Source organism: Salibacterium halotolerans (assembly GCF_900115625.1).
Taxonomy (GTDB): domain Bacteria; phylum Bacillota; class Bacilli; order Bacillales; family Marinococcaceae; genus Salibacterium; species Salibacterium halotolerans.
On sequence record NZ_FOXD01000032.1, the window covers coordinates 1 to 13,445 of the forward strand.

13 protein-coding genes are annotated in these 13,445 nt (G+C 36.9%); all 13 read right to left on the reverse strand.

Annotated features, from left to right (window positions below; translation table 11 throughout):
- A partial coding sequence (cysC, locus tag BM124_RS17180; RefSeq protein ID WP_244504392.1) for an adenylyl-sulfate kinase occupies window positions 1-731 on the reverse strand: 731 nt, incomplete at its 3' end.
- Between the two features lie 61 nt (window positions 732-792).
- Window positions 793-1,902: an aminotransferase class I/II-fold pyridoxal phosphate-dependent enzyme gene (locus BM124_RS17185; RefSeq protein WP_093339456.1), complete on the reverse strand. Its 1,110-nt coding sequence runs from the start codon at window positions 1,900-1,902 to the stop codon at window positions 793-795.
- A gap of 51 nt (window positions 1,903-1,953) precedes the next feature.
- Window positions 1,954-2,523: an acyltransferase gene (locus BM124_RS17190; RefSeq protein WP_093339398.1), complete on the reverse strand. Its 570-nt coding sequence runs from the start codon at window positions 2,521-2,523 to the stop codon at window positions 1,954-1,956.
- 22 nt (window positions 2,524-2,545) lie between these two features.
- Window positions 2,546-3,586 carry a lipid II:glycine glycyltransferase FemX gene (locus BM124_RS17195; RefSeq protein WP_093339402.1) on the reverse strand — a complete coding sequence of 347 codons (1,041 nt, stop codon included), beginning with the start codon at window positions 3,584-3,586 and terminating at the stop codon, window positions 2,546-2,548.
- A 13-nt stretch (window positions 3,587-3,599) separates the two neighbouring features.
- The gene (locus tag BM124_RS17200; protein ID WP_093339405.1) at window positions 3,600-4,409 is read right to left on the reverse strand and encodes a sulfotransferase family protein; all 810 of its coding nucleotides are present in this window, start codon (window positions 4,407-4,409) and stop codon (window positions 3,600-3,602) included.
- Window positions 4,406-5,044: a sugar transferase gene (locus BM124_RS17205; RefSeq protein ID WP_093339407.1), complete on the reverse strand. Its 639-nt coding sequence runs from the start codon at window positions 5,042-5,044 to the stop codon at window positions 4,406-4,408. Before BM124_RS17205 ends, BM124_RS17200 begins: the two co-directional genes overlap by 4 nt.
- Window positions 5,045-6,274, reverse strand: coding sequence for a glycosyltransferase family 4 protein (locus tag BM124_RS17210; protein ID WP_093339458.1), 1,230 nt, complete (start codon window positions 6,272-6,274; stop codon window positions 5,045-5,047).
- 56 nt (window positions 6,275-6,330) lie between these two features.
- Window positions 6,331-7,446, reverse strand: coding sequence for a DegT/DnrJ/EryC1/StrS family aminotransferase (locus tag BM124_RS17215; RefSeq protein ID WP_093339410.1), 1,116 nt, complete (start codon window positions 7,444-7,446; stop codon window positions 6,331-6,333).
- On the reverse strand, window positions 7,443-8,549 hold the full coding sequence (locus BM124_RS17220; protein WP_093339412.1) for a glycosyltransferase: 1,107 nt from the start codon (window positions 8,547-8,549) through the stop codon (window positions 7,443-7,445). The genes BM124_RS17215 and BM124_RS17220 overlap by 4 nt, the downstream gene beginning before the upstream one ends.
- A 4-nt stretch (window positions 8,550-8,553) precedes the next feature.
- A complete protein-coding gene (locus tag BM124_RS17225; RefSeq protein WP_093339416.1) occupies window positions 8,554-9,678 on the reverse strand; it encodes a glycosyltransferase in 1,125 nt (374 codons plus the stop codon).
- A 24-nt stretch (window positions 9,679-9,702) separates the two neighbouring features.
- Complete coding sequence (locus BM124_RS17230; protein WP_139217154.1) at window positions 9,703-10,833, reverse strand: O-antigen ligase family protein; 1,131 nt, start codon at window positions 10,831-10,833, stop codon at window positions 9,703-9,705.
- Window positions 10,834-10,980: 147 nt separating this feature from the next.
- Window positions 10,981-12,138, reverse strand: coding sequence for a glycosyltransferase (locus tag BM124_RS17235; RefSeq protein ID WP_093339421.1), 1,158 nt, complete (start codon window positions 12,136-12,138; stop codon window positions 10,981-10,983).
- Window positions 12,135-13,445 (reverse strand): flippase, encoded by a 1,311-nt coding sequence (locus BM124_RS17240; protein WP_280139762.1) that lies wholly within the window; start codon window positions 13,443-13,445, stop codon window positions 12,135-12,137. Before BM124_RS17240 ends, BM124_RS17235 begins: the two co-directional genes overlap by 4 nt.

Consider the following 13,445-nt stretch of genomic DNA (forward strand, 5'->3'; position numbering starts at 1 on the left):
ACGTGTATCTCGACAAAGGAATCGCCGATGATTTCTTTGGCGTTGCTGCGGTCTCTGGCGTACGGCGAAATGAAGGACGTCAGCGTGATCAGTCCAGCTTCGTTCATCAGGGACGCGACTTCGGCGATCCGGCGGATGTTTTCGACCCGGTCGGATTCTTTGAAGCTGAGATCCTTGTTCAGCCCGTGACGGACATTGTCTCCGTCCAGCAGCATCGTATGCCGCCTGCCTGCGACCAGCTTTTTCTCGACAGCATTGGCGAGTGTGGACTTGCCGGAGCCGGAGAGGCCGGTGAACCAAAGTGTGACCGGCTGCTGGGCTTTCTGCCGAGCGCGGAAATCGCGAGTGATGTCGGTTTCCTCCCAGACAACATTCTCCGAGCGGCGGAGCGGGTGGTCGGTGACGTCGCTTGCCGATGTCATGTTTGAGACGCGGTCGATGAGAATGAAACCGCCGAGCGCTTCGTTCCGGTCAAACGTATCGAATACCATGTTTTCCGAGAGAGAAATATCACACACAACGAGCTCGTTTTTGAAAATACGCCCCGGCTTCAATTCTTCGCCCGTGTTGATATCTATTTTATGTTTAATGTTCATCACGGTGCCCGGTTTCGTGTCCGTACCCATTTTGACGAAGTAATTCCGTCCCGGAACGAGTTCGGTGTCATCCGTCCACAGAATCATCGCAGTAAACATATCCGCCACGTGCAGATCCTTTGCAGTTGTCAGCACGTTACCGCAGGATACGTTTACTTCCCGGTCGGTAAAGAGAATGTAACTTATTCTCTCCTTATTAAACCTTCAATTCAGTGAGCATTATATCTATAACTCGTTCTTGATCTTCTGCATCCATATTCGAACCAGATGGCAGACACATGCCGTATTCAAACGATGTATCGGAAACACTGTGATGCTCCTGAAATGGATAATATCTGTATTCTTCAAACAAAGGCTGACGATGCAACGGCTTCCACACGGGGCGTGCTTCAATGTTTTCCTCTGCCAATGCTTGAATGATGGCTGTACGGTCTATTCCGGTTTTGTCAGGATCCACAGTAAGTGCGGTAAGCCAGCGGTTGCTGTGTGTGCCGGGTAGTTCAGGCATAAACTCTATACCATCAATATCTCCGAAAGCTTTTTGATAACGATGGAACACTTCCCGGCGCTGCTGAACGCGCAGCTCAATCGCCTCGAGCTGCGCACGGCCGATACCGGCGACAATGTTACTCATCCGGTAGTTGAAGCCAACTTCACTGTGCTGATAATGGAGTGCTGGATCCCGCGCCTGGGTCGATAAAAACCGGGCTTTCTGAATCATTGCTTCATCATTACTTGTCAGCATTCCGCCGCCGGATGTTGTAATGATCTTATTGCCGTTAAAAGAAAAAATACCGAACGTACCGAAGGATCCGCTTTTGCGTCCATCGTATTCGGAACCAAGAGATTCCGCGGCATCTTCAATCATCGGTACATCATAGGCGTTACACAGATCGACCAATTCCTTCATTTTCGCACACTGCCCGTACAGATTCACGACAATAACAGCTTTCGGAAGATGACCTGTTTTGTCAGCATCACGCATCGCCCGTTCCAATGCTTCCGGTGCCATGTTCCAGGTATCCCGCTCGGAATCGATCAACACCGGTTCCGCTTTTTCGTACAAAATAGGATTGGCGCTAGCCACAAACGTCAACGAGGAACAAAACACCGTATCTCCCTGCTCCACATCCAATAACCGCAGTGCCAAATGAATCGCAGCCGTACCAGAGCTCACAGCAGCCGCATGATCCATTCCGACATAGTCCGACAACTCCTGTTCAAACGCACCGACATGATTCCCTAGCGGCGCAATCCAGTTTAAATCAAAGGCTTCCTTTATATACTCCTGCTCGTTTCCTGTCATATGCGGGGACGATAAAAAAATTCGTTTCTTTTCACTTGTCACACTTCCACCTCATTCCTTCAACTGCAATCCTTTATTCGCTTTAACGTATTTTCGATGACAGGATTCACATGAAAGAGTATTGTCGTCCATTTTTTCACCGCAGCGGCACATCCATCCGATTTGTTTCGCCGGAGCTCCTGCCATAATGGCATAGGCAGGCACATCATAACGAATAACCGCCCCTGCTGCAATAAATGCCCAGGCTCCTAACGTTGTACCACAGATAACTGTTGCATTTGCTCCGATACTTGCCCCTCTCTGCACAAGTGTCGGCAGATAACCTTCTTCTGAAGACTTAGGAAAAGCAGCACGTGGATTCATGTCATTCGTAAAAACCATGCTCGGGCCGCAAAAAACGTCATCTTCCAACGTTACACCCTCATAAACAGAAACATTATTTTGGATTTTCACGTTTGACCCTATCGTTACGTTTTTGCCCACAAACACATTCTGTCCTAGATTACAGTTTTCACCGATAATAGCATTTGGCATGATGTGTGAGAAATGCCATACCTTTGTGCCTTCTCCGACTGTTACCCCCTCATCCTTATATGAGGACTCATGAATAAAATAAGACAAATTAAGCCACCTTCAAACGTTATTAGTATTTAACGACACCCCTATATTGAGGAAAGAAATTTTCATCTAATGTGTACTGGCTTTTCATATAGTGAACTAAATCATTATATTTTTCTTCATTAAATACATTAGTTCCTAAATAATAATCAAAAACTTCATTATTAGTGAACGAAGTTTTAAAACGAAATAATCCATCATCCTCACTATATCCTCCGCCTAAATGCAGATAAGTCAGGTTTTTATCTTTAGAGCGTGAAATCATGTAATCAAACAGTATGTTGTTAGGCCGTAATTTAAGGTAAGACGTTGAAGAGCAACCGAGGTGATAATGGGAATAGTCCCTCCCCATCATCAAAATGACAGCCCCTATTACTGTTTCTTCAGAGAAAGCGAATATAAGTTCATTAGAATGAAACACGGAATCCTTCAGCTGCTTTTTGAAAAAGTCATAATCAAAGTAATAATATGATGATGCGTGGTTACGGTCCATCGTTTCATGATACATTTGCATGAATGTGTGTATATTTTCAGGTGTTTTTTCAACTACTCTACAATAGAGCCCTTGTCTTTCCGCTTTTCTTACATTACGACGACTCATTGAAGAATAATTTGTTTTAATCACTTCATAACTATTTGATAAATCCAGGCCGGTCGTCTTTCTGATATAACGAGTATTAACACTTGCAGCACAGTATTGTACATTATTAAGCAACGGATGGAATCTTATAATTTCTGAAACTATGTTATTTTCTCTACAGTATTCACTAAAATGTTCATAAAACTGCTCTACACATTCCTCTTTCGAATTTCCTTCAACGTAGGGGCCGCCATAGCCATACGGAGTGACAATATCATAAAATTTGCTGTCTGTATCAGGAATTTCTCTTATAATGTAAGAATAAAATAACCGGCAATCCTTATATTCAAAAAAGGCTCCCTGCAATTCTCCCTGCTCTACTTCTGCAAACAAAGCTCCATACTCAAATGTATAATACACATCGATATGGTGGAAATTCGTCAGTATTTCTTTCCATTCTTCACTGCTCTTAATAATTTTCAGCAAGTCTAACACTCCGTTAAGTGATAAAATGTTCTAATTCAGTCTGAAGTAACTCTGATTTAATTTTATTGATGATGGAGATATCCAACTCATTTTTCCAATCATCTACTTCCTTGTTTCCTTTGTACACACTATAGACATCGTCTTGATGGACTGATTTAGATTTTTCAATAAAGCGTTGTGTTTGATCATTCATTGGCAGTTCTACGAAAGAAAACAAATCTTTCACTACATCTTCGGTATGACCAACTAAATCCTCGTATCTAATCAGCTTGAATTGTTGAGGAAAGTTCTTTTGTAACCATAAAAACATGTGAGCCTGTTCTTTCCACCGATGAAACCCATAATACTCTTCAGGACGAAATTTGTTTTTGGAAGTGCCAAAATACCACTCCTCGTTAAAATCCCATTCCTGTAAAAACTCTCTTGGAGCTTTTCTCCATGAATTCATTACACCGCAGGGGTTACGAACGATTCCTATTACTTGCAATTCAGGTGAATTGGTTAATAGATATTGAATCAAGTAATGATAGCGTACCATTTTCATTACCAGGAAATCAGGATCATTGTCCTTATTTTCAAACACAGGATAGTACCCCTTTTCCTTTTTATCCTGCTGATCCAAAAAATGATCATCTGTCGAGTAGACAGACTGAAAAAAATGTTCGATATCTTGAGGACTGCTATGCAAATTTATATAATCTTTGAATGTGTAAGAAAAAAGAGGCTGAAATTTATATCGTGTCTCCGGCGAGCTGTCAAACAACTGGCCCAGCCATGAAGTGCCGGAACGAGGAGCCCCGTGTATGGAAATAACGTTTTTCATTTCTTGTCCTCCCCACTCTTACGAATATGAAAGTCTTCCATTTCCCCCATAGTTTGATTGGTTGCAACGCCCTCTCTCATTAAAACTACTTTTATCGTCTTCAAGATAATTTTAATATCAAGCCAAATGGAATAATTGTTCACGTACTGAACATCGTATTCAATCCGTTTTGACCAAGGCAGAGTGTTTCTACCTTTAACTTGAGCCAAGCCTGTAACACCCGGTTTCATATACAACCGCTGCATATGGTAACTGTTATACTGTTCAAGGTGAGCAGGCAGAACAGGACGGGGACCAATAAAACTCATGTCCCCCTTCAAAATATTAATTAACTGTGGAAGTTCATCCAAACTTGTTTTTCTAAGAACAGATCCCACTTTAGTAATGTGTTGTTTAATCTGTACATCCTGTATTCGATAATGAGCAGAATGATCTCCTTTTGTCATTGAGCGAAATTTGTACATTTTAAACAGTTTCCCATCTATTCCTACCCGTTTTTGTTTAAAGAAAACCGGTCCTCTAGATTCCAGTTTTAAAAATAGCGCAATAATAATACCAAAGGGTAGTAAAAAGTAAATTAATATCATCGAAAAGAACAAGTCTACTTTTCTTTTTAAATTAATACTCTCCCGCATTCACTTCACCTTCAAATCTTCAAACATTACTTTCTCCAGGTATTCTGCCAGTCTCTCCCACGAATGATATTTCTCAACATAGTCCCTTGATCCTTGACTCATGATGGGATAATCATAATTACCCTCACTTATATGTTCTATTGTAGTTGCAGCTTCATCAGAATTAATTACTTTATTAATACCTCTGGATTGTTCAATGACATTGAATGGGCCGTTATAGTGTAAGATGACAGGCAATCCCGCTGCCATATAATCATATAATTTATTCATGCTAAATCCCCACTTATAAAGTGGAGAGTCTTTCATTGAAATAATACCGAGGCTGGACTTTTCTAAAACATAAGGGATATAATCTTTTGATATGGGTGAAGTGAAAGTTATATTGTTGATTCCTTCTTGTTGTGAACGATTCTGCAACCTTTCTTTTTCCGAACCCGTCCCTATAAAAACAAAATGCACATTTTCATTATTCAAGAGCAGTTTTGCAGTATCAACTATAGGATCCAAGTGATTTGGAATTCCATGTGAACCAACGTATACTACAATAAACTTATTTTCTATCTCTGCATATAGGTCTTCTATGTCTTGAGGTGCATTGTCCATTGTATTTGCAAATCGTTCTAAGTCAATCCCATTAGGCAGATACAATATCTTGTTTTCTTTTATACCTCTGCTTTTCACATAATCAGGGGCCTTATCAAATAAAACAATAATTCTTTGAGCCCTTTTATAAAGAAATAATTCCAGCTTATCAAGAATCATTACAGCGGGATTTTTCTTTGAAAATTTGCCTAAATCTATGAGGGTCTGAGGCCACAAATCCCTCTCTTCAAAATAGAATAGACAATTCTTATTTTTTGCTACATGGTAACCCAAGTAAGCAGCTAAAGGATGCACTAATGAACCTATAACAATGTTAGGCGTTTCATCTATAAGTTTGTATACTTTAAGAGAATTTGTAAAATAATTCACCATGTTCATGGCACGTTTTAATCCGTTATTATAATAAGACAACGTTTTTATCCATACAAACTGTACACCATCATAATCTTCCACTCTATAGCTTTCCTTTTCATCCAGCATTTCTTCTTTTTGTTGGTGATGAAAAGAAGCAGCAAAAATTGTTACATTATGTCCATTTTTCTTTAGGTATTTTGCTAAATCATAGTGCCTGCTTCCGCCCGAGGAACCGGGAGCTTTAGCATAATGATTAAAAATCCAAATATTCATGGTTACCCACTTTCTTGGCATAGTGTTGTCGACTTCCCAATTAAATAGGATAGGTTCTAATTATTTTTATAGAAGTTGCTTATTTGATGTATTACATATCTTTGTTGCTCTTCGGTTAATTCAGGAAACATTGGCAAGGATAATACTTCTTTACACGCCTGTTCCGTTACCGGCAAATCTCCTTCTTCATAACCCAAATCCGAAAAAACCGGCTGAAGATGTAATGGGATTGGATAATAGATCATAGAGCTTACGCCCTGCTCCTTCAAATAAGTCTGAAGGTCATCGCGTTGCTCTGCTCTGATTGTATATTGATGAAAAACGTGCCGGCGATCGCCGAATACTTTTGGGGGGATAACTTCTAAAATATTATATTCCTTTAACAACTCATCATAAATCGCTGCTTTTTCCTGTCGTTTATCGTTCCATGTTTCCAAATATTTGTTCTTCACGTTCAGAACAGCCGCCTGAATCTCATCCAGCCGGCTGTTGTAACCAAGGACATGGTGATGATACTTCGGCTTACTTCCATGTACACGAAGTACTTTGATTTTTTCTGCCAAATCGTCATTGTTCGTTACAACCATGCCGGCATCGCCATAAGCTCCCAGATTTTTTGTAGGAAAAAAACTGAAACAACAGGTATCACCAAATTCACCGGACTTCTTACCTTTGTACTCTGCCCCTATGGCCTGAGCAGCATCTTCAATAACAGCAATATTATATTTGCTTGCAGTTTTGAGAATAGAATCCATATCTGCTGTCTGTCCATATAAGTGAACAGGAATGATTGCTTTTGTTCTGACAGAAATAACTTCTTCAATTTCATCAGGATCGATATTGTAACCCTCCGGCTCAATATCCACAAATTTTGGAACAGCTCCTATACGTGCAACTGCCCCAGCTGTAGCAAAAAACGTAAATGCAGGAAGAATAACTTCATCTCCTTCTTCCACACCAGCCGCTAGGAGAGAAAGGTGCAGTGCATCACTCCCGCTTGCTACACCGATACCATCCTCCGCATTACTATAAGCAGCTAAAGATTGTTCCAGTATTTTTACATTGGGTCCTAAAATAAATTGAGACGAGGTCATTACTTCTTCTAGTTTATTGTGTATTTCAGATTTCAAAGCATCGTATTGTTCTGTCAAATCAAGCATTGGAACGTTCATTCAAATCCCACCGTTTTATTCATTAAATTTTTATACACATTTTCCATCTTCGTGACATTGTCTTCCCAATTATAATACTTAACTACATGCTGCCGTCCGTTTTCTCCAAGCGACTTTCTTAATTCGCCGTTCCCTGTTAACAATTCTAACTTTTCAGCTAAAGCTTGTGTATCTTTACTGGGTATAACATACCCTGTGTCTCCATTTTGTACAACTTCTGGTAGTCCTCCTACATCAGATACGATTACAGGCACACCGCATGCAGAAGCTTCAATAACAGCAACACCAAAACTTTCATTTGTGCTTGGAGCACAATATATGTCTAGTTCGTTCAGGTAATTTGGAACTTCATAATGTGGTACTGCACCAGTGAATGATGTTATATTATCGATACCCAGTGTTTGTGCCAATTTCTTTAGTTCTTGTTCTTGACTACCGTCACCCACAATTAAAACTCTGATTTTATCAGCAATATTGTCATTAGCATCTTTTTTCAACCGCTCTATTAATTGGGCTGCTGAATATAGAATATAACGCCCCCCATATTTTTCTTCCAATTTTTTTACGGTACCAATGGTTACAATATTATCATTTGCTTTCTCGGCAGCAGGTTTAAAAACATCCGTATCAATTCCAAATGGTGTCACTTCTATGGGCAACTCAGGATCTAAAAGCGTCTCCGTCTGTTTTTTCATAGCCCAGCTTGTCGAGGCAATTTGCGTTGCAGCCTTTAAATTCTTTACAAGGATTGTCTTTTTAGTCTGACTCTGATAAGGAAAATCATAAACATCACTTCCCCAAACGGATAGTAAGGTAGGATAGTAATGGACAAAACGGGAGATTGTTCCATACCCACTGGCGTAGTGTGTGTTAACCAAATCGGGCTTAATTCGTCGTAATAACCGTTTCACTTTATAATCATTTATGTAATAGCCTATTGTTGATTTAAACCGTAATAGATACAACTTTACAGCAGCATCGATTTTATCAAGTTCCGGAGGATGCATGGTAATTAAAAACACTTCATGCCCACGTTCCGCCATTGCATTTACCCACCGTACAGTATGAATACTGGAAGCACCAGCTAGAAAACATATCTTCATGTAATCAATCCTTTACTAGTGTTGAATATATTTGTTCAACTCTATGTTCCCATAAATGATGTTTCAATAATGCATCCTCTACATTCTTTTTATACTCTTTTCGTTTGTCTGGATCTAACATTTCTAAAATACCCTCGGCAAGCGAATCACTATTATCTTCTGTCACAATCCCCAATTGTTCGTTCCGAATTATTTCTGCTTGTGCATTGCAACTCGTAGCCACAACAGGTAGACAGTAACTTATATACTCGAACAGTTTAACAGGTACTGCAAAATCATTATAAATATTCTTTTTTAAACCTATGATTCCAAAGTCAGCTTTGATATATATTTCTTCAAGTTCATTTTCGAATGCATGATAAATTTTAAGCCATTCTTTATTTAAATACTTTTGTATTAATTTTATTTGTTGCAAATACTCATGTCTTCGACATACTAAGTGTAAATAAACTTCTACTTTGGTGTTGTTAACTATATCTACCGCTTCCAGCATTTCCTTTAATCCGTATCTGTCATTAATTCCACCTACATAAACTAAATTTGTTGTTTCAGTAACGCTATCTTTGTATGTGCTGCTTTTTTCGGCACTTTTTTCGGCAGCTGGCGGAAGAGAGCTTACCAGATTGTTATTTAAGTTTAAATAATTATTCATCTGCTTACTAGGCAAAAATACGTGAGATGCATATTTACTTAATAGTTTTAATTCAACTGAATAAATCAATCTCATTATAGATCGTTTTATTCCTTTAAATACGTATTCATTATCAAATTTCCAATAAGCATCGCGATAAAATACACCTAGAGGGATACTATTATGATTCAAATAACGAAAAAAATTAAGTTCCATAAATGGGGCTCTAGGAACATGATCCCGATCCGTTAACCAAATAGGTAACGTTGAATTTTCCATATAGCAGAATAAGATATTATTAGGATTCTCAAAACTGTAGATTAATTTTAATTGCTTTTTTCTCTCTGTGATCGTGCCAGATATTTCAATTATTTCTAATCCACATTCCTCAGCCATATTTTTAAAGGCGTTTAAAATTTTTAAAGGACGAACTTTTGATCCACTAGTTTGATTTTTTATCAATGTAAATGGATAGTATATAATTACTTTCTTTTTCAAAATGTATCTCTCTTTTCATTAAAGCTATTTTGGTTTCTTAAGATACTTTGATTTACTATAGACTTCTATACTGAGTAATATTATTGCCCATAACAGCCAGAATGTATAGCTGTAAAAGATACTGCTTGATGATAATGAAGAAATTGAAAATACGCTCCAAGATAGTATTGCCATGAAATAAAAATTATTTAATTTAAAATAATTTGTGTTTTTGGTGTTTCTATATGCCATAATTAATCTCGATAGTATATAAAGATATACAATTACAAACCCTATGAAAACTAAAACACCGTAGTTTGATAAAATTTCTATCCACCAATTATGAGGGTTTTCCAAATTTGCATTAGTTATTATTTTTGTCGTATTAACTTGAAAGTTCCCTGGACCATTTCCTAACAAATAAGAATTGAATAAATTACGAAGCCCATTTTCAGCTAATTTTATTCTTAAATAAACAGACCCATATTTTTCGGATATTTGAGATGAAATTAATTCAAATTGATTTCTAAAAATGCCTGTTAAACTTTCAAAAAGTATGATTATTAATGTCAAAATAGGGGTGACAATATACAATAAAGCTCTTTTTTGTTTCCAAAATTTAACGATAAGAAATAAGGCTATTTGAAATATAAAACCAATCAAAGCAATTTTAGAATCATTTATAGTACATATCATTAAGCTCAATATATACATAGCTAGCATAATAATACGATTTTTTTGACGTACGGTTTGCACAAACAAAAAAGGTGCATAGATTGTAAGAAAATAAGAGAGATCATTTTCATTATAAAAAAAGCCAGTTGCTCTCGAAATAAAACCACTTTGTGAAACGTCTTCTATGACAAATCTTGAAGTAGGCAGATGCACACCTGTTAATATTTCAAAAACGGATACTAATAATAGCGTCAAAAACACAATCACATTAAATCGACAAAACTTTTTTAAATAGTCTATTTCTCTAAATAAGTATACTATAACGGTGATAAGAACGGAAAATACTAGTAAATAATAGATTTCTTTTATGGCAACCTCTTTGTTTGCAGACCAATAAATTGCTATTGTACCGTACAACAACCAAAAGTATAAAAGTATAAATGAAACAATTGTCGCTTTATCAAAAAAAAGTGGTTTACTGTTTCTATTATTAGAAAACATATAAATAAGACCTATTAATAATATGCCTCGATTAACAGTTAGAGTAAAAAGACCTACGTCGACTTTAAAAAAAACGAATTCATAGACGGTGAAAATCAATATCAACCAAAATAATGTATTGTTTTTGCTTAGTCTTAAGATATAAGTTCATTCCTTTTTCTTATTATATGCTTTATAAATATTAAATAATTGATAAACAATTGCGTTTTCACTGAACCTATGCCAACAATCTTCTCTAATCTTTATAGGGTCGTAAAAGTTAATGCTTGTTTTTATTTGTGACATTTCAGACTGCAATGCAGATACGCTGTTCACCTCTGTTAGTACTCCATTATTTTTGTTTACTATCATATCCGGCCCACCTGATTTTGTCGCTATAATCGGTTTTCCGCAGGCCAACGCTTCTATAAAAACCACACCAAATGTTTCATGACGGCTTGCTAATGCAAAAACATTACACTTCTGCATTTGATGCACCGCTTCTTCTCTATTTAGGTGTCCTAAAAAATGAACTTGATCTTGAGCACCTAAATCCTGGGCTAGGACTTTAAGATTCTCACTTTCTTCTCCATCACCGCCAATTACTAACTCCACCTTTGAGTCACCTTTAAATGCATTGGCGAATGCTTTAATTAATATATCCATTCCTTTTTTATGGGTCAGCATACCCATAGAAAAAAACCTGAATTTATTGTTATTAGACGGATCTTTAGGAGTGAACTTATCTGTATCTACAATATTAGGAATGATAGAAATATCTTTTTCAGGGGCATATTGCTCTAAATTCTCTTTCAGGCCAGGACCTACTGCTATGAGTTTATTTGTCTTGTTAACAGCATTTCGTATTAACTTCTCTTGATAAGGTTTAATAATACCTCTAGAGAAAGCGGTTGAGTGTTCAGTTATTACTAAAGGTATATTTTCTTTTCTAGATAATTTTGAGGCAGCAACCCCTCCCCATATACAGGAATGGGCATGAATAATATCAGGTTTTCCATATTGTTTAACAGCCAGTCCATATAATTTTTTCAGCCTTTTATAAAAAATGAGTCCTGCCATATATGGCATTCGAGGAAAAAAGTTATATCCATTATAACGATATGTATTTAAACTCTCTTCTTCTGAGAATATAATTCCTTTTTCTTCTTCAACTTTACCCAATCGCTTGATGCTCCATAGATCTGGGTACAATACTGTGACGTCAACTCCATTTTTTTGCAAGGCCTGCGCTTGTTCTTTGAAAAAAACACCTTTTATACTATTGGTGGATGTCGGATACCACGATGGAATAATAAATACATTCATAGTTTTTGTTTCTTTCCTCTCATAGAAAGTATACTATAAACAAACTGTTTGTATAAATTCCAGTCCGTTTTATTAATCAATATAATTTTTTTGATTTCCAGCTTGGTTTCTTTTTTATAAACTATCAACTTTATAAATAAAGTTAGAGCATACGAAAAAGAAGTTGCAAATGCAGATCCATTAATTCCGTATTGCGGTATTAAGTATAAATTTAGAGACACATTTATTAGTACAGTCAGTAAGGAGGTGTATAAATTTATTATGGGCCGCCCCCTTCCTGCCAGATCATTTGAAAGGATTTTATCGAGCGAAAATAATACTATACCAGGTAATAATATTTTCAATACTACGATACTGGAATTGTATTCATGCCCAAATAAGAGATGAACAATTGATTCTGAGAAAATAAATAGTATGGCACAAACGATAAAGGATAATAGTAATACCGTCTTTCCAACAACAGCAGTCAGCTCATTTTTTTCATTTTCACTTGAAATAGAGCTGATCCGGGGATAAAGCACAGCTGATACAGATTGTGAGACTGTCCAGAGCTTTTCAGCTATATTGACAGCAACAGTATAAATACCGACTAATGCTGGTGTTAAAAAGAAAGATATAATAAGTACATCAGCACGGTAATTTATAAAAGCTAGTACATTACTGAGATGAGCTTTAAGTCCAAATCTAAGTGCATCCTTAGTATACTGGTTGGAAAAAGATCCTTGATTCCATTTCACACCAAGTCGTTTTTTCAACATATAAAACACAAGTACAGTTGTAATTAGCTGCCCCAGTATAAAAGCTATAAGAGCGCCCATCACACCAAAAGTGACAATATAAACTAATGCTGCCATCAAAATAAGTGTAGTAAGCTGGCGGGTTATTACTATTAAATTAAAAGCCTGAAAATCTTCTTTTCCCTGAAACAATGACTGAAGAATTTTGTTTAAATATAAAAATGGGAGGGCAGCTAAACTCACTACAACCATAGATATATTTATATTTGAAAACGTAGAATCTTGCAGTAATAAAGCAAAAGCTATACCGAGTAGAATTGAAATAAGACTTAAAAACAGAGATATGATGACATTCGTTTTATAAATTGTTTCTATGGAAAATAATTTTCTACCAATATAATATACACTCGCTGCATTTATTCCCATATTTAGAAGTGTGCTTAACATATTAGGTAACAGAATCAATAAAGTATATTTCCCTTGACCATCAGGTCCCAATACCCTGGCTAACAGGATAATTATCATCACACCAAGTAAAATACTCAAAGTCTGCCTAATTACAGTTAGCAC

Coding starts and splice junctions, on each gene's coding strand:
- BM124_RS17215 (WP_093339410.1), bottom strand. CDS start 7,446: ATGAACGTTCCAATGCTTGATTTGACAGAACAATACGATGCTTTGAAA.
- BM124_RS17185 (WP_093339456.1), bottom strand. CDS start 1,902: ATGACAGGAAACGAGCAGGAGTATATAAAGGAAGCCTTTGATTTAAAC.
- BM124_RS17205 (WP_093339407.1), bottom strand. CDS start 5,044: ATGCGGGAGAGTATTAATTTAAAAAGAAAAGTAGACTTGTTCTTTTCG.
- BM124_RS17210 (WP_093339458.1), bottom strand. CDS start 6,274: ATGAATATTTGGATTTTTAATCATTATGCTAAAGCTCCCGGTTCCTCG.
- BM124_RS17230 (WP_139217154.1), bottom strand. CDS start 10,833: ATGTTTTCTAATAATAGAAACAGTAAACCACTTTTTTTTGATAAAGCG.
- BM124_RS17200 (WP_093339405.1), bottom strand. CDS start 4,409: ATGAAAAACGTTATTTCCATACACGGGGCTCCTCGTTCCGGCACTTCA.
- BM124_RS17220 (WP_093339412.1), bottom strand. CDS start 8,549: ATGAAGATATGTTTTCTAGCTGGTGCTTCCAGTATTCATACTGTACGG.
- BM124_RS17235 (WP_093339421.1), bottom strand. CDS start 12,138: ATGAATGTATTTATTATTCCATCGTGGTATCCGACATCCACCAATAGT.